Genomic DNA, 25,687 nt, shown 5'->3' on the forward strand with positions numbered 1-25,687 from the left:
GTCATGTCTGAAATTCAAACAGCAACAGCCCAACTTTCATTAAATGAGATGCAGCAATACGCAGCCAATTTGTTTGTTGGCGGCAAAAACAGTTACGAAGTAACGCAAGCGCTGATGGAAAGAGGTTTACCCGAACAAGAATCTGTATTGATAGTTGAACAGTTTGAGCAACAAATTGCTGACGCTAAAAAGTCGCTTGCCAAGAAAGACATGCTGTATGGCGCATTGTGGTGTGTTGGCGGCCTGATATTGACCCTGGCAGATACAGGCTTTATTTTCTGGGGCGCTATTCTATTTGGAGGGATACAGTTTTTTAGAGGCGTATCGCGTTTAAATTCATAATACAAGTGCGTTATACAAGTATTGATACTTGTATAACGCAATATTATCGCTTCAAAAACTCGCCTATCAATATAGCTGTAGCCCTCGGCATTGCGTTATCACCATCTGGTGATCCCATTTCTCCAAAAAACTGCCCGTGTGTACCCGGTAAAACAATTAATTGCGAATTGGCTACTAACCGGGACATAGCAAGCGTGTGCTCTGCAGTGATAACATCCTTATCGCTAACCATGAACAAAGCCAGCGCCTTTATGCTGCTAATGGCTTCGTCAGGTATGTCTTTAAAGTCTATCATGCGCTGTTTATCTTTATTGAACATATTTAGCAAACCATCCTTATTGGATGTAACTTTCAAATAAGCATCTTTTAAGGGTTGGGGCATACTTTCAAAAGTAGCTGTCTGCATAAAATCAAAAAAGCCATTCATAAAGCCATCACGCTTGTAAGCACCAGCCATCACCACAATTTTGTTTACTACTTGCGGATGCCGTATGGCAACCTGTAACGTAGTTGTTCCGCCGTTGCTAAAGCCTAAAATGTCTACCTTTTCAACTTTCAGATATTGCAGCAAACCTGCTACATCGTCGGCATCCTGCTCAAAAGTTTCAGGTGAGTTACGGTCGGTAGTACGGCCGTGCGCCTGTAATTCAACCGCAATTACCTTATGGTTGGCAGCTAAGAGCGGCAGCAGCACACCAAAAGAAGTTTCAATAGTTGAACCGCCGCCGTGTATTAAAACCAAAGGCATTTTACCTTCGCCATGTATCTCATAATACATACTGATGCCATTTACGGGGGCATGGCCGGAAGTTTTTAAAGTAGTCATCTTGTTAAAGTTTTTTGCGCCGATTCCTGTATACTTTAGTTATTAATAATAGTGCAAGCAACCCGCCCGGTTTATGCATGGTTGTTCATTTTGTTGGCTAAATAAGCGCTTAACTTTTCAATGTTTTGTTTCAATCCTTCGGCAGCATTATGCGCTTTAATTACCGCTTGTAATATCTCGGTCGTATCAAACACCATGTGCCAGGTAAGATGTGTTTGGTCGCCATCAGCTTCAAAGTCAATAGTAGCTACAAAATGCGGATGAAAGTGCTCGTAGCAGATCCGCTTAAACTCAATTACCTCTTTAAAAAAATGCTTACCGGGATAGTTAGTACCGTCTGGCCCGTGCATGGTTAATACCCACTCACCACCTGCAACCATATCCATTTTAGTTATGGTGTTGGTAAAGCCGGTTGGGCCCCACCATTTGGCAATATGCTCAGGGTTGCTCCAAACTTCCCAAACCAGTTCAATAGGCGCGTTGAGGGTGCGGGTTATCAATAACTCGCGCGTATCATTATTTTCCATGCTGTCTTTCTTGTTTAAGTTTTTCTAAGTAGTTTTCAAGATTATCTAATTTCTTTTCAAAGAGTTTGCGGTATTGCGCCAGCCACTTATCTACCTCACGTAATTGGTCTAACTGCACCTCACAATAGCGCTCCCTACCCTGCTTTTTAATTTTAAGCAGTTCGCATTCCACCAAAATTTTAATATGTAATGATATTGCCTGCCTGCTTACGTCAAAGCTATCGGCAATAGCATTAACGTTTAACGGCTGCTCTGCTACCATGCTGATAATTTGCCGGCGTGTAGGATCGGCAATAGCCTGAAATACGTCTCTCCTTTGGATCATTATGCAAGTATATACTTGCAAATATATAAGCAAGTATTTGCTTGCGCAAATTATTTTTAAAATCGGTTCACCCGTTTCATTTTCGTTTCACTAAAAACCAGTAAAGCATTGTATAATAAGTATTTGCGAAAAATATCGTTTCACATCGTCTCATCTATTCAAATGAGACGGTACGCATTATAAGCACACTAAACAAAAAAAGCGCCCGTAAAGGGCGCCCATGTGATGGCTTAGGTTAGAGCCTTATTTAATATCTTTGTTTTCGGTTGGTAGCGAAGCGGTTTCCTGTTGGATCTTCTTCAGCATCTCGCTGCCAATCAAAGCGTCAATCAATCCGTTGCCTTGTCCGTTAGTTCCACTTACCAAAATTTCAGGCACTAATTTGATATGGTTGGCTGCCAAGGTTTCTGCAACACGCACAATAGCATACTGTTCAGAGCCCATGGCTTCTGTTTTTTGTTTGGTTACTTCGGCTTCGGCCAAACCAACGGCTTTAATTTTACCGGCCTCGGCAGCACCATTCAAACTTGTAGAGTTGGCATCGGCGGTGGCATTAACCGTTTTCACCTCGGCATCGGCTTTGGCGTTGATGGTTTTCACCTCGGCATCTGCCTTGGCGTTAATGGTCTTAGCTTCGGCCTCACCACGTGAAGCGGCAACCTTTGACGCGGCCAGTTGCGTATTGATCTCTACCTGCCGGGTTGATTTCACTACTTCGGGCTGCATATCGGCACCGGCTTTAGCGCTCTCAAATTCCTGACGTTCCAGCTGGGCGTTACGTTGTATCTCATAGGTGATCTTTTCCTGTTCGGCCAGTTTACGGTCGGTAAGGGTTTTCATCAGCGCTTCCGGCGGCACTATATCGCCTATCAAGGTGTCAACCCCCACTACGTTATAAGTAGCCAGTACCTTACTGATGTGAACCTTGGCCTCATCCTGCCTTTGTATACGGTTGGCCAAAAACTCTATTACATCACTACGCTGTGCCGAGTTACGGAAGTAGTTAGCTATGGTAGGCTCCAGCACCTGCGATACCAGGTTAAGCGTGTTACCAAACCTTGCTATTACCTTCGGTGCTTCATTGCGAGGTATATGTATGATCTGCGATACGTCAAGATTAAAGGTAAAACCATCATGTGAGCGCACTTTTATGGTACATAAATTCTTATCCAGTTCGTGTGCTTCGGTACGACTGTTGGCCCAGTTCAACACAATGTTGGTAGTGGGTACCACTTCAACAGCATGGGTATAAATATTAATAGGGTGCTTACCCGGATCAAGCGGTTCATCCCAAACGCCTTTTTCGAGTTTTTTAACAATGTTGCCATGTTTAAAGCTATCGCCGCTGGTATCAGTTCCTTCCGGCCCAACAAAGGAGTTTACTACACCAACATAACCAATAGGAATGTATACCATATCTACCTGCTCTACAGTAGCGAACCAAGGGTTGAGGTAGTAAGTACCTGCGAGTATAACATCTTCCTGTAAACCCTTCATACCACCGGCATTGATAAAGGCAATGGGATCCTGGTAATTTTTATGCCCTGTAACCGGCATACCGGCAATTTCGCCTTTGCCTAATGGTTCGCCATCTAAAGTGGTTACTATACCTACTTTATTGTCGTGTATCTGGGTAACCGGTACTGTTTGCACATCAAACAAAAAGGTATTGATGCGGTAGCTACCCGGCGTTAAAAAGGCAGCCTGTGGACCTTTTTGCCCGTTATTATTCAAAAAGGCAATAGCATCCTGAAACTTGTCGCAATCAACAGGCTTGCCCAGCACGCGGCCAACATCAAGCGGAGCGCCATCTTTAGCCTTTACCAAGCCGAGTTTGTTTTGCTCAATAATGGTAAAGGGTGCCATAGTGATAACATACTGCCACGGCCACATGCGCCAATACAAACCCGGTGCAAGGGGTTTTGCCTGCATACCTGCTTCGCCATTAGTGGCCAGAATGCGCCCGTCTGGCAGCGTCTTGCTCCCGGCGAGGGTGAACTTTTTAACTACAAGGCCAATGCGATCATCAGGAACGATGATCATACCAAAGAAAACACGAAGTACAAATTTGTACATCACCAACAGTACTATGACGGGTACTACCCACCATAACTGGACAATTAAATGATTCATTATTTTTTTGATTTTTTACCGGAACCCTTAAGGTGCGGGCCCTCACAATAACTTATAGCTTTTATTGAGACCTTAGTTATAAGTGTTTATTTGACACTTAACCATTTTGCTTGTTACAAACTTTCTATAATTTTTTTTGAACATATCCAATTTCTCAATGTTAAGTATGTATAAACCACTTGTATTACCTAATTATAGTGTTATGAAAGCCGACGAAAAAAAAACAGACCAGCTTATGCGGGAGGAAGGGGTTGAGCAACCTCAAAAAGAAAAACCAGGTGAATTAAAAACCGATTTTCCGATGAGTGAAAAAGATGAGGTAAAAAAGGCCGAGCAAAACACCAACCAAAAGCAAAAAGATAAATAAAAGTTAATGCTTTGAATAGTTATTTTTGAGTTAAAACGCTCAAAATGAAAAAATCATGGTTGATACTATTTGGGGTGATGCTACTTTCTTCGTTAACAACTTTAGCCCAAACTACTGATAAACAACTTTACCGGGATATAGTGCGTATGGACAGCATTTATTTTGATGCTTACAACCGTTGCGATATGGATAAACAGGCTGCTATTTATTCAGACAGCCTGGAGTTTTACCATGATGGCAGCGGATTGGAAACATCGAAAGCTAAAGTACTGGCGGCTATTAAACAAAATATTTGTGGCAAGGTAACGCGTGTGCTGGTACCGGGAAGCATTGAGGTCTACCCTTTACCAAACTTTGGCGCGGTAGAAATTGCCCTTCATCAGTTTATCAATCATGCTGAAAACAACAGCATATCCAAGCCGGATAAGTTTGTGTTGATATGGCAATATCAAAATAAACAATGGCGCATAAAACGGGTAATTAGCCTCCACGTAAATAATTAACCACTTACTACTATATTTAACCCTGACAAATGATCTTCATAAAAAAATATATTTTACTGCTTTTAATAGGATTTACAATTGTAGCCGGCTGTAAACACGCGGTAACTGCAACAGACCTGTATGGCAAGTGGAACTACACCCGTTTGGAACATCCTAAACAGAGCCCGCCGGGGGTTATGCCAACCGGCGACTTGCGTGAGCAGACGCCGTATATTGAATTTACCAAAGGCGACAGTCTGCGTATGGTGTGGGGCGGGCAACTACTGTCGCATGGTACTTTTACGGTTGATGGCACCAACATCAATTATAAGGAGATATTAGCCGACGGGAGCACCCGCAGTTTTCCGTTTTATATATCAAGTTTCAAAGATAATACGATGATCTTCGAAACACTTGGAGAGGATGCATCAAGGGTAACGGTTGTTAAGGAATAGACATTGGTCATTAATCCAGCCTGTCTTTGATCACCAAAGTACCGGCAATAACATCATGAAAGCCCTGCTGCTTTTTGTTAAAAAAGATATACAGATAGCCCATAAATAAAGGAAGTAGCGAAAATATTTTAGCAAGATTTCGACCTGCGGCATTTCCGAAGCTAATGCGGTTACCCTCCATATCGCAAACACGAATTTGCAGGAGTTGCTTGCCATGTGTACCTTGCCTGGCGGAGCTTTCCATAATGACATGATATACCAGATTAACTATTGGAATAATGATGGCCAAACCCAACGTCATTATTAGTACGATCAATTGGCTGTTGATCAGCATAGCACCTGCAAACATCAATACGGCACATACGGTTGATACGAAGAAAAGATCAATTGCCGCGGCAGTAAGGCGCTGGTCAAAACTGCCGTAGTATTGTATCAATAGCGCTGCTTTACTAAAGCCAAACAGTTGCCTAAGCTCTGCTATCTCGTGCGCTTCTTTGTAATCAACCATGTCTTCAGTTTTAATAAAGTCTGTTGGTTTTATGTTGTGCGCCTTTAATTCATCAATGGAAAATGGGCCTTCGGGCTTGCCGTTGATAACGAGGATGTAGGTATTTGAGGTGGCTGACATTAAGTGCTAAAATAGCGTTAATCTTCAATAGTTGTCACAAAAAACACGTAACGGCATTGACACTAACCATTTGTATTTCATTATCTTGGTATTATGAAAAAACTCGCCTTAACACTCCTGCTCTTCACGCTTTGCCATACTGGCTTTGCACAACAGGCAGATGTAGCTGCCATTAAACAAACCATCAACAATATGTTTGATGCCATGCGCAAAACCGATAGCACCTTGCTGCGCTCTACCTTTGCTAAAGGAATTATACTGCACAGCATTGGCAAGACCAAAGATGGCACAACAGTATTAATTAATGACAGCGCCGATGATTTTGTAAAAAGCATAGGCATGCCCCATAAGGGCATTTACGATGAACGCATCACCTTTAAGGATATTAAAATTGACGGCGAACTGGCCAGCGTTTGGGCACCTTACAAATTTTACTTAGACGATAAATTCAGCCATTGCGGCGTTGATGTTTTTCAACTGATGAAGACCGCCGCAGGATGGAAAATAATTTACATTGTTGATACCCGCCGTAAAGATGGCTGCTCTGTAATGTAGCTAACCTTTTCCGTTCAGCTTGTCTTTAATAAATTGCCAGTCGCGCATTAACAAACTCTCGGGCTGGCCCGCTCTACGCTCGGCTTTGGCAATGTATTTTTTTGCCTTACGCAATAAAAAGCTATCGCGCACCGGCGCCAATGGGTTTTTATCAAATTGGGTTTGAGTAAACAGGTGCAGAAACCTTCCATCGGTATAAAAGTTATAGCCCAACTTATCGGCTATTGCTTTTAATGCTGCTTCGGTATAAAAGGCAACATGCTGACCTGTCTCCGTAGAAAAATACGACCAGTCTTCAACAGAACTAATGCCTTCCGGTTGGAGCTCGGTACTGAAAAGCAGGTTATATGAATAACCCAGCATAGTTTTTATATCCTGAAGCGGATTAGCCAGATGCTCAAACACCTCGAATGCTGTAACCATTTCAAAACGCTCTGCATTTGGCAAAGTGTTCAGATCAAAATACTCGGCAAATATATTCTGGCAATAAGGGTCGGTATGGTAAAAGTTAAAGCCGTTGTCGCGCATTAAACGGGTAAATAAACCATAACCGCCGGCATAGTCTAAAAACTTACCGTTCTTATTAAAGCCCGACACCAATAGCTTAGCTGTTCTGTCGGCAAGTTGCTGGTTACGATAACCCATGCCAACATCTAACTTGGTTATAGCTGATGAATAAGCATCCGCCAGCCAGTAGGGTTCTTCCGTTTGAATAAAGCCGGTATCTTTACAACGGTAAAACTTTACGTCGTATTTATTCAACACCCGTGCTGTAAACATCAGCTCGGTTTCCCCGCCGGTAATTTTGCTTTGCATGGGTTAAATATGCAAACTTTCAGGTATAAGTTTTACTTTTATCCCGTTGCAGTATAAAAAAATGACATCCCTACCTATTATTCTCTTCCATAGCGGTAATGCCGACTACCTAAAATACAGCCTTAAACAAGCTAAACATTTTAATCCGGATAGCACTGTTTACTTATTAGGCGATAAAAAAAACAACAGATACAGTTTTGTAAGGCATGTAAACGTAAGCGATATTGAAAGCGACGCCGCCGCTTTCTCACGCGTTTACAAACACCGCTCACCCAATGATGAGACCTATGAGCTAAACTGTTTTTTACGATGGTTTTATGTAAAGGGCTTTTGTAAACAACATGGCATTGAAGGCTTTATTTATCTTGATTCGGATGTGCTGGCATTTCAGAACTTCACGGAGCTAAAGCCGTTTTTTGGCGATAGCAACATTGCCAACACCTGCGACTGGACAGGTATGCCTGCTGTTACCTACTTTAAAAACTATGAGGCAATTGATAGCTTTTGCAACTTTTTAATGTACTGCTACACAGATGCTGCGGCAATAAAAAAGCTGGATGCCTGGTATGACACCTTACTGGTTGACCCGATAAGTTTAGGCGGAATATCAGACATGGTACTGTTCCATATGTATTTTTTGGAGCACCCGGCAGAGACCATGAAAATAGATTTACTTACCGATGATTTGGCTGTTGATATATCTATTAACCGGGAAGATGGCTACGAGATGGAGAACGGCGTAAAAAAGGTATACTGGCAAAACGGATTACCATCTTGCAAAAACACAAGTACAGGTAAACTGGTGCGCTTTGTAAGTCTGCATTACCAGGGCAACGCCAAAAACCTGATGCGTGAACACTACAAAGGAGGAGGCTATGAAATGCACCGCATGTGGGAATCATGGCAGGTAAAAGCACGGTTCAAAAAATTCCGACGGGCCATAAAAAGCATATTCAAAAAGCAAAAGCCAGCTTAATTCCCTACCAGCTTTTTTAAGCGCGAATGGCTAATGGCCATTACCAATCCAAACGTAATACCGTAGGTCAATACAAAAGTTATGAGCTTATACAAAATGTACTGCGGTACCGACAAGGCCATAACATCTATATTGAAGTGGATAAATATTTCGGGCAGTAAAAAAATAATTACCAGGTAGTGTATCAGGTAGATGCCATATGTGGTTTGTCGCGGCTTTAGCTTGTTCACCAAACCAAACGTTTTTATTTTAAACAGCAACATAAAAAAAGCCAGCGAGAACAATATATTACTGAAACGCAAGGTGTTCACCATATCTGCACTCCTTCCATTCAACATATCTATTTCGAAGATGGCAAGTCCGTAAGTAACCAGGGTTATCAGTAATAACAACGGGTAGGATATACGGCTGATCACTTTATCCATGGCATCAATATGTTTGCGCATTTGCGCGCCAAGCCATAAAAAGAATACAAACCCCAAAACCGCGGTAGTGTGTTTGGGCTCTATCCATTCGTAATGAATATTAACGGCATAAAATACTGTGAACAATCCAAGTACAGCCCCTAATATCCACGAATACAAATACTTCCTGAAAATGAGTAGAATAGTAATACTTATCAGAAAATTTATAATGAACCAATAGTTAGTATAAAAGTAGATCAGTTTAATGTTATACAATATGTTATCCAGATTGAACTGTCCGTCATGATAAATGCGTTCCTTTACACGCAGGTTGATGATAATTGCAATAACGTATATAATTGTCCAGAAAAGCCAGGGGCCAAAGGTGGTTGATACACGGCGTTTCAGATACTCGGCCGGCGAGTAATCAGCAAACTTCTCCCCTATTAAAAAGCCTGCTAACAGAAAGAATGAGATAGTGCCAAACTTTGCCAGCTGCACCAGTAAAATATAGGTCCAGTATTTTGGCGAGCCGTCGGGAAACTCGTATCCACCGGCAGCCACACTATGCTCTGCAACAATGGATATCATGGCAATGCAGCGTATGGCATCAATAAAATCGTAGTTTTTTTTCTTCGCCGGCGCCTCGTTGATCAGATTTTGCATAGATATATAGCAAATATATGAATATTATAAACTGAGTTATTATCTGCGTATTGTACAATGCTGTTGTAAGATTTTAATTACGTTTTTTGATGGAATAAGTATTTACTTTGCAGCGTTATTTAGCAAGCAATAATAAGGACAGTGAATTCAACACCTGCGGCAATTTCAATTATAATAGTTACGTACAATGCTGCCAACACCTTGCAGGCTTGCCTGGATAGTATTTACAAACAAACGTATCCGCAGCTCAAGATCATTATTATTGATGGCAACAGCACGGATGGTACTGTTGATATTATCAAAGCAAACGCGGCCAATATACATTTTTGGATGAGCGAGCCTGATAAAGGTGTTTATGACGCGATGAATAAGGGCGTAACACATCTGGCCGGAGATTGGGTGTACTTTATTGGAGCTGATGATGAAATGCTGCCTGAGTTTTCCAACTTCGCTTTGGAACTTACTGATGAGAACGCCATTTACTATGCTAATGTATTTGCCGAAGGATCAAAACGACTTGGCGAATTAACCCGGTACCAGATAGCCAAATGCGGCCCTTATCATCAGGCAATGATCTATCCACGGTCTGTTTTTGATAAGCACCGTTACAATACGCGTTACAAAATATCTGCTGACTTTGCACTAACCCTTGATCTTTGCGGCGATAGCAATTATCACTTTGTATATAAAGATTACACCATCTGTAATTTTAACCATACCGGCCTATCCGGAACAATTATAGATGAGCCTTTTCAAAAAGAAAAAGCATCCCTCATTTATAAAAACTTTGGCTTAAAGACCTGGTTCAGGTACCGGGTGCATAAATTTAAACACCGCGATAACCCACGAGCATAAGTTAAGCTTAGCACGATACAGTTATCTCATCAGTTCTTCTACTAAAGATTCAAAATGTTCCTGGAAAAGAAATCGTGCGCGTTTGGCCCTTCCGGGAATTTATACTTTATGTGTTACTTCCCGGGAGGCTAAATAATATCTTTATTTTATCAATTTATAGTTACGATACTCGCTTATACGCCAACCGGTAAGGTCCTCAATTTTTTGTAATACCTTACGCCTGAAAGGCATTTGCTTACGTAACGCTTTCAAATCTATCTCCAAGTTCCAGTTGGTTGCTTCCAGGCGTTTGTGCATTACTGCCGGATGTGTTCCGGTGAAATGTACTAACCTGTCAGGATTTTTGTGGCTGTAATCAAACGTGAATGTTTCGGGCAGATTTTCTTTCATCCATTCATCATCATGATAAAACTTGTTAAAGTTGCGCAGCTTAGCAGCTAAGCCTGATGGTGGTTTAACCCAGCCATAATGATAAATGTAAGCGTCGATAAGTTTAACATTAAGCTTGGAATTATCGGCCCACCTGAAACCTTGGGCATCCCGGTAGGAACGAACATCTTTATCGTTCCGCACAATTCTTATTTCGCGGCGGTACCAGCGGCGCGAGTGCCCATAGTAATCATATGATCCATAAAAGTGCAGATACTTAAACAATAAGCCATCAACAGCCCTATCATTTAAATTTTGCTCCATTTCTTTCTTTATAAGCGCATGGTATTTTTCATGCACACACTCATCGCCCTGAATATAAAATGCCCAATCGGCATCGGAAGATATGACAGCAAAAGCTTTGTCTGTTTCAGCAGCAAAAACCGCCCCTCCATCGCGGATGGAATCATCCCAAACCGTGTTAATGATCTTTATCTTAGGCGAATTGATGCCTTTGACCAACTGTTCGGTTTCATCGTCGCTATTCCCTAAGGCCACCACAAATTCATCGCACAAAGGCAATATTGAAGTAATAGCCTCAACTATAGGATAATCGTTTTTTACAGCGTTGCGTATAAAGGTAAAGCCGGCTACTTTCATTAACCTGTTTTAGATACGGTACAAATATATAGATATGCAATGGTGAATAGCCGCTGCATATCTATATATATATAAGGAGAGTTCAGCTATGGTTAGCTATTCATTATCGTTTCAATCTCATCGGCCTCAACAGGGATATCAGCCATTAGGTCAATATTACCGCCCTTGGTTATCAGGATATTATTTTCAAGGCGTATACCCAAACCCTCGGCAGGGATGTATATACCAGGCTCGCAGGTAAGCAGGTTACCCACCTCAAAAGGTTTATAACGACTGGCAAAATCATGCACATCTAAACCTAAGTGGTGCGATGTGCCGTGCATAAAGTATTTTTTATAAGCAGGCATTTTGGTGTCCTGCTTCTCTACGTCATGCTTGGTTAATAAGCCTAAACCAATCAGCTCGCTTGTCATTATTTTACCCACTTCATCATGATATTCGTTCCACACAGCGCCTTCTACTATCATTTGCGTAGCGGCCCGCATCACCCGCAAAACAGCGTTATACACCTCGCGCTGGCGCGGTGTAAACCTGCCATTAACCGGTATTGAACGGCTCATATCAGCATTATAATTACCATATTCGGCACCGAAGTCAAATAATATTACGTCGCCGTCATTACATACCTGGTTATTGTCTACATAATGTAGTACAATGGCATTTTTTCCGGATGCAATTATAGGGTTGTAAGCATGCCCCGTTGCGCGCTGGCGAATGAACTCATGTATAACTTCAGCCTCAATTTCATACTCGGTTACCCCGGGCTTAACAAATTTGAGTACTCTTATAAATGCATCGCGTGTTATAGCGCATGCTTTTTTGGTCAGTTCAACTTCTACATCAGACTTGATCACCCGCAGATCGCGCATGATGGGTGCTGAGCGCTTATAGTGGTGTAACGGATACTTGCGGCGCAGCTCTTCCAGCATTCTTATATCGCGGTAAGGTACGGTGTGGGCGTAACGGTCGTTCTCGTTTGTATTGATATAAATATTATCTGCGTAATTAATAATACTATGTAATATATTATCAAAATCAGTTAGCCAATATACCTGTTGTATGCCCGAAGCCTGCCTTGCTTCCTCTTTAGTATACTTGTGTCCCTCCCACACCGCAATGTGTTCACTGGTCTGTCTTAAAAAAAGTACTTCTCTGTATAGTGGATTAGGACAATCCGGAAAAAGCAACAGGATACTTTGCTCCTGATCTATGCCGCTCAGGTAAAAAAAATCAGGATTTTGCTTGAATAGAAAGGCCTGATCGCCGCTGCGCGGGAATTCATCGTTAGCATAAAACAAAGCTAAAGAGGCCGGCTTTATTCGTGAAACGAAACTTTTTCTATTATTTGTAAATAAATTATTATCGACTGGAGTATATTTCATAGCACTAAATATATTGTGTACATTTTATACAACAATTTTTATTTATTTGTGTTATTATTTGTAATTTTTGGAACAGTATTTGGTAATCGTTTCAAACATAATTACTATTTTTGAAAAAAATCACAATTAAAAATTGTTTAATCTTAAAACTTATGAACTATTCTACATTAAAAAAGACAGTCGCGTTCTCGTTTGCGTCTTTGCTGGTAGCGGGTGCAGTTAACGCCCAAACCACCGCAACCGGATCGACAACCTCAAACGCCAAAATGTTTGGCGGAACAGGCCAATTCAGAACCTGGAGCATCGGTATCAACGGAGGTGTAACTTCTCCAATGTTGTTCACCGGCGGTTCAAGTGACTTTAACGGTAACAAAATCAGCCTTGGTTATGGTATCTCTGTTAGAAAACAACTTAGCTATGCTTTCTCTCTTGAAGCATCTGTAACAGGTGGTAAAGTACAAGGCAACAGCGGAAGCGCTCCATTTGTTGGTGACGGTGTAACCGGCAACCGCTTTGTAAGCTTCTCTACTGATTTCTTCCAGTACGGTATCAACGGTGTTATCAACATTGCTAACATCAATTTCCTTAAACGCGAAAGAGGTATCATATTCTACGGTAAAGCCGGTTGGAACTTGATCAACTACAAACCTACAATGGTTGCTTACAACCCGCCTGCAGGTACTCCTTTAAACCAGGAATATCCTAACCGCGTTACTGAGTTAGTATTACCTATTGGTGTTGGTACTAAATTCAGATTAAGCGATGTTGTTGCCTTAAATGTTGGTTATACTCAAAACTTCATTGATGGTGATAACTTTGACGCTGTTCGCAGAAGCTACCCTACTAAAGACCGTTATGCATATGGTTACGCAGGTTTAGAGTTCACTCTTGGTTCAAAAGACAAACCAGCTTTAGAGTTTACCAACCCTGTAGCTTTAATGTATGATGAATTATACGATGCAGCTTTACGTCGTGAAGTTGAAGCTTTAAAAGGCCGTGTTACCAACGTAGAAAACGCTGTTAACGACCTGAAAAAAGATTCTGACGGTGACGGTGTTGCTGATCAATTTGACAAATGCCCAGGTACTCCTGCTGGTACTGTTGTTGACGGTGGTGGCTGCCCAATTGTGTTCCCTAAACAAGACACTGTTGCTGCAAGCCCAGCTGGTGCAGCTTACAGCAACATCCAGTTTGAATTTGATAGCTCAGTATTAAGAACTTCTTCTTACCCAGCTCTTGACGCAACTTCTGCTGACTTAAGAACTTCTGGTTCTGCTGTTGAAGTACAAGGTTTCGCTTCATCTGAAGGTACTGCTGCTCACAACTTGAAATTATCTCGTGACCGTGCTAACTCAGTAAAAACTTACTTAGTTAACTCTGGTGTTGCTGCAAGCAAAATCACTGTAAAAGGTTTTGGCGAAACTCAGCCAATTGCTGACAACTCAACTGAAGAAGGACGTGTATTAAACCGTCGTGTTCAATTCAAAAAATAATTTTGATTCAGTTTGAAATATTAAGAAGGCCTTCCTTACCGGAAGGCCTTCTTTTTTTTGTATTAAACACTGCTTAAAATTTATTGTAAATTTGTTTTATGTACTTCTTCAGAAAGAAAGATCCAAACAGGCCGCAAAGCTTTAATCTCAAAGTAATGCACATTATTAATGCTACAGCTATAATAATGTTCACAGCCGGCATTTTATGGAAACTATTTCAGTGGTTCGTGCTTAAAAAATAACTTGCACTTTATATATCTTTATTCCCTATGAAAACCGTAGTTACAACTAATGATGCCCCACCTCCAATTGGCCCGTATAGCCAGGCAATTATTGCAGGCAACCTAATATTTGTTTCAGGGCAGATCCCGCTTCACCCTTTTACCAACGAACTCGTTACTGATAATATTTCATCAGCAACACACCTGGTAATGGAAAACATAGGTGCCATTTTAGAAGGGGCAGGTGCAGGCTTTGAGCACATATTAAAAACTACCATCTTTTTAAAAAACATGGGCGATTTTGCCGAAGTGAATGAAGTATATGGTACCTACTTTGAAGGCGATTTCCCTGCCCGTGAAACTGTGCAGGCAGCTGCATTGCCAAAAGGCGTTAGCGTTGAAATATCTGTTATTGCGGTAAAACCATAATATTTACTTAGCGTATTGAACGGCCACACATTACAAACTCCTATTGAGTACCTGAAAGGTGTTGGTGCCGCACGTGCCGAGGTTCTAAAAAAGGAACTCGGCATTCATTTTTTTGACGATCTGCTCAGGCACTATCCATTCCGGCATATTGATCGTACCCGCTTTTATAAAATAAGGGAAGTTAATGACGAGTTACCTTACGTACAGGTAATAGCGCGCCTTATTAATAAAGAAATTTTAGGCGAAAAACATACCAAACGGCTTGTTGCGAACGTGAGAGATGACACCGGCTTAATGGAACTGGTATGGTTTCAGGGCATAAAGTGGATAGAAAAAACGCTGGTGCCCGGTAAAGCTTATGTGCTGTTTGGCAAACCCGGTTCATTTAACGGCAGGGCACAAATGTCTCACCCCGAAATGGACCTCTATACACCGGAAGCGGCCAAACGTAAAGGGAACTTAACACTTCAACCGGTATACAGCTCAACCGAAAAATTAAAGCAATTTCAGTTAGACAGCAAAGGTCTGCAAAAATTGGTTGCTGCTTTATTAGAGCAATATGGTAACAGCATAACAGAAAACCTGCCGCTTTACATTTTGAACCGCTTCAAGCTGATGAGCCGCGCGGAAGCGTATCGTCAAATTCATTTTCCGGATGATGCTATAAAGTTAGCGGAAGCACAGCATCGCCTTAAATTTGAAGAACTATTCTTTTTGCAACTTAAACTTTTGCGCACCAAATTACTCAGAGTGCAAAAATTTAAAGGGAATGTATTTGACAAGATAGGACATTACTTCAATGAGTTTTATGAGTATAAACTGCCGTTTGAATTAACGGGAGCGCAAAAGCGGGTACTAAAGGAGATACGCCAGGACACCCAGCGTGGCGTACAAATGAACCGCCTGCTGCAAGGCGACGTGGGCAGTGGTAAAACAATTGTGGCCTTAATGAGCATGCTGATAGCTATTGATAATGGCTTTCAAACCTGTATAATGGCGCCTACCGAGATACTGGCCAGTCAGCATTATCAAACTATAAAGGGTGTTATTGGCGATGACTTTTTAGAGGTTGCACTACTAACAGGGTCAACACCGCAACGCCAGCGAAGGCTTATTCACGAAAAGCTGGAAAACGGCGAGCTAAAAATATTGATTGGCACCCATGCGCTAATTGAAGACAAAGTGCAATACCAAAACCTGGGCATGGTGGTGATTGATGAGCAGCACAGGTTTGGTGTGGAACAACGCGCTAAGCTTTGGCGCAAAAACACAATACCGCCACACGTTTTGGTGATGACAGCCACGCCTATTCCCCGCACATTGGCCATGACGCTGTATGGCGATCTGGACGTTTCGGTGATTGACGAGCTGCCTGCCGGACGTAAGCCAATTGAAACGCTGCATTTTTACGAGAGCCAACGTCTGCGCATGTTTGGTTTTATGAAACAGGAGATAGCCAAGGGAAGACAGATCTATGTAGTTTACCCGCTGATCAAAGAAAGCGAGAAACTTGACCTTAAAAATCTGGAAGATGGCATAGAAATAATGCGCCGCGAGTTTCCGCTACCACAATACCACATCAGTATTGTGCATGGCAAATTAAAGGCGGCCGAAAAGGAAGCCGAAATGCAACGCTTTGTAAAAGGCGACACCCAAATAATGGTAGCTACAACCGTTATTGAAGTGGGTGTTAATGTGCCAAACGCTTCGGTAATGATCATTGAGAATGCTGAACGCTTTGGCTTATCCCAATTACACCAGTTACGGGGGCGTGTGGGCCGAGGTGCTGAGCAAAGCTATTGTTTGCTCATGAGCAAGGACAAATTGAGTCCTGATGGCCGCGTAAGGCTTAATACCATGGTTAAAACTAACAATGGCTTCGAAATATCAGAAACTGACCTTAAACTACGCGGACCCGGCAATATTGAAGGCACCCAACAAAGCGGTATAATGGATTTGAAGGTAGCTGATCTGGTTACAGATCAGGAATTATTAACGCAGATACGAAATTTTGTAGAGGTTGTATTTTCTAAAGATCCGCAATTGGCCGCACCAGAGAACGAGCTTTTACGTGTGGCATTCCAATCAAAAACTAATGGATTGAGTTGGGATAAGATATCCTGATAAATACCTTAGTAACGCAGATTCAACTTTTTAAACAACAGGCTAAACAGCCACATAGGGCCTATCGCCATAAATTTTAAATCCTGGGCAAATAATGGTCTTCTTCCTTCTTTGTTATAGCCAATTAACTGGGCCACGCTACCCAGTATACCAAAAAACAATCCGATTTGAGCCAATACAACAGTTTTCTCTAATGAAACAATCAGGTAACTAAAGGCAGCTAATACGAACAGTACGGCGTAGGACATTAGCGGCGATAAACGCAGGTAGTAATAAATCATTCCGGCTATTAGAAATGATGCCCAGTTAATAAAGCCGTTGTACTTGCCTAAAAAATCAAAATGCGGAAACGGAATAGACCAGATAAACGCCAATATACCGAAGCTCACCAATGGAATGGAGAGATAACTGATCAAACGGTTTGTTGGGTTGGTATGAAATGAATTGTACTCATCTAAAACAACATCAACAGGGCGCTTTTCAATGTTAGGCTGAGGCTTGGCTTTGAGTTGATTTTTCATATAACTGAAAAAAATTGTCATTGCGAGCGTAGCGTGGCAATCGCGGACTTTGCAGCAAGCGATTGCTTCGTACCTCGCAATGACAATAATGTATTGTTTTTTACTTAGCGAATGCTACTGAGCGTGTCTCCCGTATTACTGTAACTTTGATCTGCCCTGGATAGGTCATTTCAGTTTGTATACGGTTAGATATATCGGCTGCCAGTACTTCAGACTGTGCATCACTAATTTTTTCGCTTTCTACCACTACACGCAACTCTCTACCAGCTTGTATAGCGAAAGTTTTTTCTACTCCCGGATATGACATAGCCAGTTCTTCCAGTTCTTTCAAACGCTTAATGTAGCTCTCCACCACCTCACGGCGCGCGCCCGGACGTGCACCTGAAATAGCATCACAAACCTGTATGATAGGTGATAACATAGAAGTCATCTCTATTTCGTCGTGGTGAGCGCCGATAGCGTTGCATACTTCCGGATGTTCTTTATATTTCTCGGCCAGTTGCATACCCAAAATAGCGTGTGGCAGTTCAGGATTATCATCAGGCACTTTACCAATATCATGCAGTAAGCCGGCACGTTTAGCTAATTTAACGTTCAGGCCTAACTCGGCAGCCATAGTGGCACAAAAGTTAGCTACCTCACGTGAGTGCTGTAACAGGTTTTGCCCGTACGATGAACGGTAGCGCATACGGCCAACCATACGTATCAATTCAGGGTGTAAACCGGTTATACCCAGGTCAATAACTGTACGCTCGCCTATTTCTACAATCTCTTCCTCTATCTGCTTTTTAGTTTTAGCAACCACCTCTTCTATACGTGCGGGGTGAATACGACCATCAGTTACCAAACGGTGCATTGCCAAACGGGCAATCTCGCGGCGAACAGGGTCGAAGCCCGATAAGATGATAGCCTCAGGTGTATCGTCAACAATAATTTCAATACCGGTAGCAGCTTCCAACGCACGTATGTTACGACCCTCACGACCAATAATACGGCCTTTTATCTCATCGTTTTCAATGTTAAAGATGGATACGGTGTTCTCAATAGCAGCCTCGGTAGCCGTACGCTGTATGGTTTGGATAACTATCTTTTTAGCCTCTTTGGTAGCAGTTAACTTAGCCTCGTCAACAATGTCTTTAATCTGAGCCATGGCCTTGCTGCGTGCATCTTCGCGCAGGTTTTCTACTAACTGATCTTTTGCTTCTTCGGCAGATAAACCTGCAATGGTTTCTAACTCGCGAACGTGTTGGTTTTTCAAAGCTTCTACCTCTTCCTGTCTTTTTGCCAGAACTTCGGTTTGGGCCTCAAGTTTTTTACGTGCATTATCCAGTTCGTTCTCTTTACGGCTTAAATTCTCCAGTTTGGAGTTGTAAGACTGTTCTTTTTGTTTAACGCCGTTTTCGCGCTGAGCAACCTCATTATTACGCTGATTTACCTCTTTTTCGTGCTCAGCCTTCATTTGCAGAAAGCGTTCTTTAGCTTCCAGCAACTTGTTTTTCCTCAATATCTCGGCATCGTTCTCAGCATCCTTCAGTATTTTTTTAACTTTTAGCTGAGCAGCTGCTTCCTGGTCTTTGAACAGCTTGCGCAGCAGGAATCGTCCTATAACGACACCCGTCGGGATACCTACCAGCAACCCGATAATAACATATAATATGTTCATTCTTTGTTTTAGGTTATATAAATAAAAAAACCGCGATTAAACTTCAAGCTCATGTATTCTAAAAACTTCGTACAGATACTTTGGGGCCATAGGTTACCGTTAATACAACGTTTAACGCATGCCCTCTTTGATCCCTTAATATTGAAGTGTTAAGTTTTCAATAGTGAACTCAAAATTTAACCGCGGTTAAATCTTAATTACTCATTAATTAGCCAATGGCAGAAATACCAAAGCTAAAAGCCACCTTAACCTGTTGGCTCTAAGCTTATTGTTTCGCCTTTTAGCTTATGTAAAGAACGTTATTGCTTTGAAAAAAAGTCGTTCAGCATTTTGTCTAACTGATAAGTTTTTTCGGCCACCTCTGTATCTTCAAAGCTGACCTTCTTCTCTGCTTTTAATGATGATGTGGCATAATGCAACACACTCATAGCCAACAGATCCTGCTTATCTCTAACTGCATAATTCTCCTGATATTCCTTTATGCGGTCGTTTATTAATTTAGCTGCCCTACGTATAATTTCTTCCTCTTCCATGTTTACCTTTAAAGGGTAAACTCTGTCAGCAATATTTATTTTTATTGAGATTTCTCCCATTTGAGCTTGTTCACTTTCTGTACTACTTTTTCAGCAATACAATACACTTATCTATTTCCTGCACAAATTCGCTAATTTTTTGTTTAATGTCAACACTTTTTTCGTTTGTTTCTGAAAATGACTTAGCTAATTTCAGTGCCCTCAGCTTTTCTTCAAGCTCTTTGGTTTTATTTTTACTGGCATTTAGCGCCACCTGCAACGTATCATTCTCCAATTTCAACAGGTCATTCTCTTCCTGCAAAACAGAGCAAAGCTGTATAAGGCGCTCGGTTTTTTCAATTACGTTATCTAAAGTTGCTGTGGTGCTCATTAGTTGACCAGTTGATTGGGTTGATTATAGACTAGTTTTGTATTTTTATTTTGTTGCAGGTTTTTGTGTTGACTGACTACGTAAATAGTTTATATCCATTGATCATTTTGGCACATTCGTCGCAATCAGCTTTAAACTTATCAAACGTTGCTTCTGATATATAACCGTTATCTAATGCAATAATTAAATGATCAATCGTTTCCGTTACTGGAACCGCGTGCATTCAATAGAAACTTTGCTTCATCTGCATAATGAAATCTGCCATAACCCTCTGCAATATTATTTCCTATTGATCTGGAAGATCTGATAATTTGGTCAGTCAATCTACTTCTCTTCAACAGGAAAAGAATTTGTCAACTCAAAAATAGCGTTTCTCAGGATTCTCGATTTTTTTCAAACTTCCAAATCAGAAAATGTACTCATGATAATCCTAATCTCTGATCAACTAATCTCTATTTGACTACTTACGAATCTCCGCTCCTGCTTCTTTTTCTAAGTTATACATAATTTTTTGCATAACACTGTCAATGGCTTTGTCCGTCAAAGTTTTCTCAGCGTCCTGCAATACAAAGCTCAGAGCATATGATTTTTTGCCTGCCGGAAGTTTGTCGCCCTCATATACATCAAAAATATCTACCTGCTGCAACAGTTTTTTCTCTGTGCGTTGGGCTATGCGTTTCAGCTGGTCAAACGTAACTGCTTTGTCTACTAACATTGACAGATCGCGTTTTACGGCAGGGAATTTTGAGATCTCCTGGTAAACTATCTTGTTCTTTTTAGCGATGGTCATCAACTGATCAAAGTTGATGTCGGCATAAAACACCTCCTTGTCTACCCCGGCTTTTTTAAGTGCCGGTGCAGCAACTTTACCAACTGTTACCAGCGTTTTGTTGTTGCGGGTGTAGTTCAATCCGTAAGCCAGCTCCTTAGTATCGCTGTCGGTCAATATAGCATCGGTAACATTCAATTTTTTAAGAATGCCGTCCACCAAAGATTTGATGTTGTAAAAAGTTGAAGCCTTAGCCTTTTGGTTCCATTGCGCCGGACTTGCATCGCCGGTAATAAAAATAGCAAAGCGCTGACTTTCTATGTATTTATCTTCCTTAATGCTGTACACCTTACCGAACTCATAAAACTTCAGATCGGCAGCCTGGCGGTTTTGGTTGTAGGCGATAGCCTCCAAACCAGAGAACAGCATGGTTTGACGCATAATGTCCAGATCAGAGCTTAATGGGTTCAATATCTTCACCGCCGAATCCAGATCCTCAGAATAGGCTGATTTAGTTAGCGAGTTAGACAATATCTCGTTAAAACCATTGGCAGTAAGCAGATCGCTCAACAGGTTCTGAACAGTGTCTTTCTCCGGACGCTGTGAAGTATTTAGTGAAGCCCGTATTTGCGTTGGTATATGAATATTGTTATAGCCGTATATGCGCAGTATATCCTCAACAACGTCTACATCGCGGGTTACATCCACGCGGTATGGCGGGATGCTTAGTGTTAAACCTTCGGCGGTTTCATTTACTATCTGCATTTCAAGGCCAGTAACAATGGCCTTGATCTCTTCATGTGGTATTTGCTGACCGATCAATCTATCCACTTTAGCATAAGGCAGCTCAACTACCGGTGCCTGAACAGGATTTGGATACAGGTCAATAATATCCGAGGATATACTTCCCCCGGCTACTTCCTTTATCAGCATAGCGGCGCGCTTTAAAGCAAACACAGGCATATCAGGATCTGTGCCACGCTCAAAGCGGAAGGAAGCATCCGTTTTTAATCCGTGGCGCTTAGCCGTTTTACGTACTGATACAGAATTAAAATAAGCGCTCTCTAAAAATATGCTGGTGGTTTTTTCACTAACACCGGAATCTTTACCACCGAAAACACCAGCTATGCACATAGGCGCTTCGGTGTTGCAAATCATCAGATCATCGGCAGAGAGTTTGCGCTCTGTATCATCTAATGTTTTGAACAGGGTGCCCTCAGGGCAGTTTTTAACGATTACCTTACCACCAGTAATAGCATCGGCATCAAAAGCATGCAGCGGCTGACCCAACTCGTGCAGCACGTAGTTGGTAACGTCAACAATATTGTTAATAGATCTTACTCCGATCACCGCCAAACGCTCTTTTAACCATTGCGGCGACTGTTTCACTTCTATGCCCGATATGGTCAAGCCTGCATACCGCGGACTCGCCTGCTCATTCTCCACTACCACATCAATAACACGGCTGTTGTTATCTACAGCAAAAGCAGACACATCCGGTTTTACAACGGTGGTTTTCAGGAAGGCTGCAATATCGCGGGCGGTACCCAGGTGCGATGTAGCATCGGCACGGTTAGGCGTAAGGCCTATCTCGTACATGTAGTCGTCGTTCAGGTTAAAGTATTCCTTTGCCGGGGTACCTACAACGGCATCTTCAGGCAACACCATAATACCTTCATGACTTGTGCCTAAGCCAATTTCATCTTCGGCACAGATCATACCTTCAGATACTTCGCCACGTATTTTTGATTTGTTGATGGCAAACGGTTCGCCGCTTGTTGGGTGTACAGTGGTACCAACGGTAGCTACCACTACTTTCTGACCGGCGGCCACGTTGGCCGCTCCGCAAACAATTTGCAGGTCGGTGCCGGTGCCTACATCAACTTTGGTGATGCTGAGCCTGTCGGCATTGGGGTGTTGGGTACGCTCTTTAACGTAGCCAATAACCAAACCCTCTAAACCGCCGGGAACGGCCTGTACTTTTTCAAGGCTCTCTACTTCCAAACCGGTACCGGTTAATATCACAGATATTTCCTGCGGAGTTTTGTCGGTTTGGATAAATTCTTTAAGCCAGTTATATGATATTTTCATTTATTGCTGAACGATAATCGGCAAAGATAGCTTTTGGAGGCGAAAGGTTAAAGGCGAAAGCTAAAAGGTGGGATTTGATTTACGATTTTAATCGGAAAGTCCGAAAAGTCCGAAAGACGAGTAGAAGCATTAGGGTAACCTGCTTTATCTTCCCGACTTTCGCACTTCCGTACATTCCGACTATGTTGTGCGGATAGTAATGATCTGTCCGCCGTTGATGGTAACTTTAATTTCAAAATCTTTAAAACTACTCATCATCTTGCGGCTCATCGTCCAGATTAAGAGTGTATGATGGTTCGGCAGCATCATAGGCTCTACTCAATGCGTCCGATTCATCTTCGGTATCGTCGGTAATCAAATCATCATCGTCAAAACCGTTGGAGTGGATGTCTTGCTGACTGGTCTGTTCAAAATCTTCTGTTTCTGAATCGTCGGGTAATAGGTCGTCGTCTGGAGTTATCATAGTGTTGTTTGTTTATTGTTTAACCGCTTAAAGTTAAACTTTGTTTAGGCTATAATGTAACTTGTTTAAACAAATGTGGAGTGGTTAACATTGCACACAATTAGTACACTAACCTGTCCCATGCGCATATGCGAACGATGCAGTTTTTAGAGCATAAAATTTATTTATTTAGTTAAAAATCAGAATATTATATTTTTATCATTATTCAATTCGGGACAAATTTCCATCAGCTTCAGATTTTTGGTCCACCATTTGGGACAGGGTTGGGTACACTAACTTAACTCAGATCACAATTGGTTTATGTGCAAACAGAATGGTGTCTTATTATAAAACGAATTTATAAATTTCGACCAGTGTGGCAGAGGGGTGAAAAAGGAGTAAAAAGTTACAGGCTTAACTAATTATCTATTTTAAAAAGCGGACAAATTCAGTTCGTTTAGTATCCATCATCTTCACAGCTTCATTTGCAAGTGCCGACGCTTCTTTCTCGTTATCTAATACGTTATAAACAAAACCAATAAGGTCCAGTCTATACTGTATATTATTAGGATAATATTCCACAAGTAATTGGTAAATAGTTTTTATATCCTCTAAATCAAAAGATTTAAATCGCTCTTCATCGTTAACCATTTGCATGCTGTCTGCTAAAAAATTAATTAGCTTTTCATGTATAAGCACTGGCACACTTAGCTTTTCAAGTTGCGGCCAGAGCTGTTGCTCGTCTGAATATAAAGGTTTTATATTCTCAATAGTTTCTTCTATACTTTCATGCGCCTTCCTAAAAGTTTCAATTATATATTTTATATCCATAGTACTTAACTTCGTGCCGCGCTACTTCTCAAGTAATTAAAAAATAAGTTAACAAGTCGTCTTCCCCTTCAGCCGCTCCTTAACTCCGCCAAACCATTCGTCTTTCAAAATACTCAATAATACGGAATCGCGCCTTCCGCCATCACGTAAAACGCCGTGACTGCGAATAACACCCTCAACCGTACAGCCAATACTTTTCATGGCGGCAATGCTTACCTCATTGCGGGCATCGGCACGGAAGCCTACCCGGTGGGTCTGCATAGTTTCAAAAGCAAATTGCAGTAGTAAAAACTTACAATGCTTGTTTAATCCGCTACCTCTAAAATCTTTACCATACCAGGTGTAGCCTATTTCCAATGCGCCATTCTCAGGTTGTATCTCGTAAAAACGTGTGCTTCCTGCGTAAGCATTTGCTTTTTTGTCGAACACAATAAACGGGTATTCTGCACCTGCTTCACGTGCCTTTATTGCTCCATCAATGTACTCCTTTAATAGTGCTGCACTCTCGGCGGTCCGGGCAGAATATCTCCAGATCTCGGGTTCATTCAACGCGAAAGGTAAAAGATGGTCAAAATCTTCCGCCTGCAACGGTCGCAGCAAAACGCGTTCGTTCTCCAGTATGATGTTTTGGGTAGTTTTGAAATTTAGGGACATGATGTTCAGGTAGTAAGCAAACGCAATTTACAATCAAAATTTCAATAATCATTCTTCTACCTATCGCTTCGGTTGTTGGTCATAAGACACAACAACGGCGGGCGGGAACACCTGCAAGGCCCCCGTTGTCCGAAGTCACAGACTTCGGACAACGGGGCGATCATAAGAAGCGTTTGCCCAACGGCGGTACGACATTCTCGTGACGCTGGGTTATTTATAAATGAGGCCCATTCTATTTTTATTTAGTAGCATCACTGAAGAACCCAATCGATTTACTAAATCTTCAAATGTTGATCCGTTATGAATATTCACCAACCTCTTAGCATTGCCTATTTCATTAACAACATATTGTTCGTTTTTGATTAAGTAATCTTTAATTGAAACAGAATCTAAAAACATCCATGTTTCATATCCCCTTATACCGAATAATAGTTTAAATTGGTTGGCGTCAATATTTAATAAAGTGAGAGATTTAGACATATACATGTCATAATCAACGAAATAGTTTAGTATAAGACCGTCTCGCAAAGTTAGGTTTTCGGGGACACGATTTAGTGATTCTTGAGTCAAAAGAAAAACCCATACTTCTTCTGCAATAGAGGAATATTCTATTAGCTTGCTGTAAATTTCAATATTTTCCATAATTATTCGGTTTAGTGAACAAAGATATTGGATTTTACATAGTTTTTGTGAGACCCCACCTTTTCCGCCTTTGTTGGTGTTATCACCAACAAATAAACAATGCCGGAATTTAATTAATCACTCATCTACCCCTCGC

Annotated in this window: 31 protein-coding genes; 11 read left to right on the forward strand and 20 right to left on the reverse strand. The window is 41.6% G+C overall.

What is annotated here, in order from left to right; translation table 11 throughout:
* The first annotated feature begins 3 nt into the window (after positions 1-3).
* Positions 4-342 (forward strand): hypothetical protein, encoded by a 339-nt coding sequence (locus CLV57_RS16200; RefSeq protein ID WP_100342421.1) that lies wholly within the window; start codon positions 4-6, stop codon positions 340-342.
* Between the two features lie 43 nt (positions 343-385).
* Here the strand turns inward: CLV57_RS16200 and CLV57_RS16205 are convergent, their stop codons facing one another.
* The 4 genes from CLV57_RS16205 to CLV57_RS16220 form a co-directional block, all read right to left on the reverse strand.
* Positions 386-1,168: an alpha/beta fold hydrolase gene (locus CLV57_RS16205; RefSeq protein ID WP_100342422.1), complete on the reverse strand. Its 783-nt coding sequence runs from the start codon at positions 1,166-1,168 to the stop codon at positions 386-388.
* Between the two features lie 71 nt (positions 1,169-1,239).
* Positions 1,240-1,695, reverse strand: a complete 456-nt coding sequence (locus tag CLV57_RS16210) for an SRPBCC domain-containing protein (protein WP_100342423.1) — start codon at positions 1,693-1,695, stop codon at positions 1,240-1,242.
* On the reverse strand, positions 1,685-2,020 hold the full coding sequence (locus CLV57_RS16215; RefSeq protein WP_100342424.1) for an ArsR/SmtB family transcription factor: 336 nt from the start codon (positions 2,018-2,020) through the stop codon (positions 1,685-1,687). The genes CLV57_RS16210 and CLV57_RS16215 overlap by 11 nt, the downstream gene beginning before the upstream one ends.
* A 243-nt stretch (positions 2,021-2,263) precedes the next feature.
* A complete protein-coding gene (locus CLV57_RS16220; RefSeq protein ID WP_100342425.1) occupies positions 2,264-4,153 on the reverse strand; it encodes an SPFH domain-containing protein in 1,890 nt (629 codons plus the stop codon).
* A 202-nt stretch (positions 4,154-4,355) separates the two neighbouring features.
* Between CLV57_RS16220 and CLV57_RS16225 the strand changes: the two genes are divergently transcribed.
* From CLV57_RS16225 to CLV57_RS16235, 3 genes are read left to right on the forward strand one after another with little or no spacing between them, the layout of a single operon-like run.
* Positions 4,356-4,520: a hypothetical protein gene (locus CLV57_RS16225; RefSeq protein ID WP_157799191.1), complete on the forward strand. Its 165-nt coding sequence runs from the start codon at positions 4,356-4,358 to the stop codon at positions 4,518-4,520.
* Positions 4,521-4,564: 44 nt separating this feature from the next.
* Positions 4,565-5,023, forward strand: a complete 459-nt coding sequence (locus CLV57_RS16230; protein ID WP_211290084.1) for a nuclear transport factor 2 family protein — start codon at positions 4,565-4,567, stop codon at positions 5,021-5,023.
* A gap of 29 nt (positions 5,024-5,052) precedes the next feature.
* On the forward strand, positions 5,053-5,457 hold the full coding sequence (locus tag CLV57_RS16235; RefSeq protein ID WP_100342427.1) for a hypothetical protein: 405 nt from the start codon (positions 5,053-5,055) through the stop codon (positions 5,455-5,457).
* A gap of 10 nt (positions 5,458-5,467) precedes the next feature.
* Here CLV57_RS16235 and CLV57_RS16240 read toward each other — a convergent pair whose 3' ends face one another.
* Positions 5,468-6,085, reverse strand: coding sequence for an RDD family protein (locus tag CLV57_RS16240; protein WP_100342428.1), 618 nt, complete (start codon positions 6,083-6,085; stop codon positions 5,468-5,470).
* Positions 6,086-6,178: 93 nt separating this feature from the next.
* Between CLV57_RS16240 and CLV57_RS16245 the strand changes: the two genes are divergently transcribed.
* Positions 6,179-6,640, forward strand: a complete 462-nt coding sequence (locus CLV57_RS16245) for a nuclear transport factor 2 family protein (RefSeq protein WP_100342429.1) — start codon at positions 6,179-6,181, stop codon at positions 6,638-6,640.
* Here CLV57_RS16245 and CLV57_RS16250 read toward each other — a convergent pair whose 3' ends face one another.
* Entirely contained in the window at positions 6,641-7,456 is an 816-nt protein-coding gene (locus CLV57_RS16250; RefSeq protein ID WP_100342430.1) for a class I SAM-dependent methyltransferase, read from the reverse strand.
* 61 nt (positions 7,457-7,517) lie between these two features.
* Between CLV57_RS16250 and CLV57_RS16255 the strand changes: the two genes are divergently transcribed.
* Positions 7,518-8,432, forward strand: coding sequence for a hypothetical protein (locus CLV57_RS16255; RefSeq protein ID WP_100342431.1), 915 nt, complete (start codon positions 7,518-7,520; stop codon positions 8,430-8,432).
* On the opposite strand, the gene CLV57_RS16260 is transcribed toward CLV57_RS16255, so the two are convergent.
* On the reverse strand, positions 8,429-9,502 hold the full coding sequence (locus CLV57_RS16260; RefSeq protein ID WP_100342432.1) for an acyltransferase family protein: 1,074 nt from the start codon (positions 9,500-9,502) through the stop codon (positions 8,429-8,431). The two genes, CLV57_RS16255 and CLV57_RS16260, sit on opposite strands and share 4 nt — an antisense overlap.
* 141 nt (positions 9,503-9,643) lie before the next feature.
* Between CLV57_RS16260 and CLV57_RS16265 the strand changes: the two genes are divergently transcribed.
* Complete coding sequence (locus CLV57_RS16265; RefSeq protein ID WP_100342433.1) at positions 9,644-10,357, forward strand: glycosyltransferase family 2 protein; 714 nt, start codon at positions 9,644-9,646, stop codon at positions 10,355-10,357.
* 141 nt (positions 10,358-10,498) lie between these two features.
* On the opposite strand, the gene CLV57_RS16270 is transcribed toward CLV57_RS16265, so the two are convergent.
* Complete coding sequence (locus CLV57_RS16270) at positions 10,499-11,386, reverse strand: glycosyltransferase family protein (protein ID WP_100342434.1); 888 nt, start codon at positions 11,384-11,386, stop codon at positions 10,499-10,501.
* Positions 11,387-11,478: 92 nt separating this feature from the next.
* On the reverse strand, positions 11,479-12,768 hold the full coding sequence (locus CLV57_RS16275) for an aminopeptidase P N-terminal domain-containing protein (protein WP_100342435.1): 1,290 nt from the start codon (positions 12,766-12,768) through the stop codon (positions 11,479-11,481).
* Between the two features lie 152 nt (positions 12,769-12,920).
* Between CLV57_RS16275 and CLV57_RS16280 the strand changes: the two genes are divergently transcribed.
* From CLV57_RS16280 to recG, 4 genes are all read left to right on the forward strand, one after another.
* Positions 12,921-14,261, forward strand: coding sequence for an OmpA family protein (locus tag CLV57_RS16280; protein WP_100342436.1), 1,341 nt, complete (start codon positions 12,921-12,923; stop codon positions 14,259-14,261).
* A gap of 98 nt (positions 14,262-14,359) precedes the next feature.
* The gene (locus tag CLV57_RS18730; RefSeq protein ID WP_317044592.1) at positions 14,360-14,503 is read left to right on the forward strand and encodes a DUF6728 family protein; all 144 of its coding nucleotides are present in this window, start codon (positions 14,360-14,362) and stop codon (positions 14,501-14,503) included.
* A 27-nt stretch (positions 14,504-14,530) separates the two neighbouring features.
* A complete protein-coding gene (locus CLV57_RS16285; RefSeq protein ID WP_100342437.1) occupies positions 14,531-14,911 on the forward strand; it encodes a RidA family protein in 381 nt (126 codons plus the stop codon).
* 15 nt (positions 14,912-14,926) lie between these two features.
* Positions 14,927-17,035, forward strand: coding sequence for an ATP-dependent DNA helicase RecG (recG, locus tag CLV57_RS16290; RefSeq protein ID WP_100342438.1), 2,109 nt, complete (start codon positions 14,927-14,929; stop codon positions 17,033-17,035).
* 8 nt (positions 17,036-17,043) lie between these two features.
* Here recG and CLV57_RS16295 read toward each other — a convergent pair whose 3' ends face one another.
* The 11 genes from CLV57_RS16295 to CLV57_RS16340 all read right to left on the reverse strand — a co-directional run bounded on the left by CLV57_RS16295 (position 17,044) and on the right by CLV57_RS16340 (position 25,551).
* Positions 17,044-17,556, reverse strand: coding sequence for an Mpo1 family 2-hydroxy fatty acid dioxygenase (locus CLV57_RS16295; protein WP_157799192.1), 513 nt, complete (start codon positions 17,554-17,556; stop codon positions 17,044-17,046).
* A gap of 100 nt (positions 17,557-17,656) precedes the next feature.
* A complete protein-coding gene (rny, locus tag CLV57_RS16300) occupies positions 17,657-19,219 on the reverse strand; it encodes a ribonuclease Y (protein ID WP_100342440.1) in 1,563 nt (520 codons plus the stop codon).
* A gap of 299 nt (positions 19,220-19,518) precedes the next feature.
* The gene (locus CLV57_RS16305) at positions 19,519-19,812 is read right to left on the reverse strand and encodes a cell division protein ZapA (RefSeq protein WP_100342441.1); all 294 of its coding nucleotides are present in this window, start codon (positions 19,810-19,812) and stop codon (positions 19,519-19,521) included.
* Positions 19,813-19,834: 22 nt separating this feature from the next.
* Positions 19,835-20,122: a hypothetical protein gene (locus CLV57_RS16310; protein ID WP_100342442.1), complete on the reverse strand. Its 288-nt coding sequence runs from the start codon at positions 20,120-20,122 to the stop codon at positions 19,835-19,837.
* 76 nt (positions 20,123-20,198) lie between these two features.
* On the reverse strand, positions 20,199-20,345 hold the full coding sequence (locus tag CLV57_RS18425) for a four helix bundle protein (RefSeq protein WP_157799193.1): 147 nt from the start codon (positions 20,343-20,345) through the stop codon (positions 20,199-20,201).
* The gene (locus CLV57_RS18780; RefSeq protein ID WP_394339446.1) at positions 20,314-20,460 is read right to left on the reverse strand and encodes a four helix bundle protein; all 147 of its coding nucleotides are present in this window, start codon (positions 20,458-20,460) and stop codon (positions 20,314-20,316) included. The genes CLV57_RS18425 and CLV57_RS18780 overlap by 32 nt, the downstream gene beginning before the upstream one ends.
* A 122-nt stretch (positions 20,461-20,582) precedes the next feature.
* Entirely contained in the window at positions 20,583-22,982 is a 2,400-nt protein-coding gene (gene pheT / locus CLV57_RS16320) for a phenylalanine--tRNA ligase subunit beta (protein ID WP_100342443.1), read from the reverse strand.
* A 247-nt stretch (positions 22,983-23,229) separates the two neighbouring features.
* Positions 23,230-23,445 (reverse strand): hypothetical protein, encoded by a 216-nt coding sequence (locus tag CLV57_RS16325; protein WP_100342444.1) that lies wholly within the window; start codon positions 23,443-23,445, stop codon positions 23,230-23,232.
* Between the two features lie 405 nt (positions 23,446-23,850).
* Positions 23,851-24,255 (reverse strand): hypothetical protein, encoded by a 405-nt coding sequence (locus tag CLV57_RS16330; protein ID WP_100342445.1) that lies wholly within the window; start codon positions 24,253-24,255, stop codon positions 23,851-23,853.
* A gap of 48 nt (positions 24,256-24,303) precedes the next feature.
* On the reverse strand, positions 24,304-24,909 hold the full coding sequence (locus CLV57_RS16335; RefSeq protein ID WP_100342446.1) for a GNAT family N-acetyltransferase: 606 nt from the start codon (positions 24,907-24,909) through the stop codon (positions 24,304-24,306).
* A gap of 210 nt (positions 24,910-25,119) precedes the next feature.
* On the reverse strand, positions 25,120-25,551 hold the full coding sequence (locus tag CLV57_RS16340) for a hypothetical protein (protein ID WP_100342447.1): 432 nt from the start codon (positions 25,549-25,551) through the stop codon (positions 25,120-25,122).
* Positions 25,552-25,687 lie beyond the last annotated feature (136 nt).

Origin of the sequence: Mucilaginibacter auburnensis (assembly GCF_002797815.1) — a bacterium.
GTDB lineage: Bacteria > Bacteroidota > Bacteroidia > Sphingobacteriales > Sphingobacteriaceae > Mucilaginibacter > Mucilaginibacter auburnensis.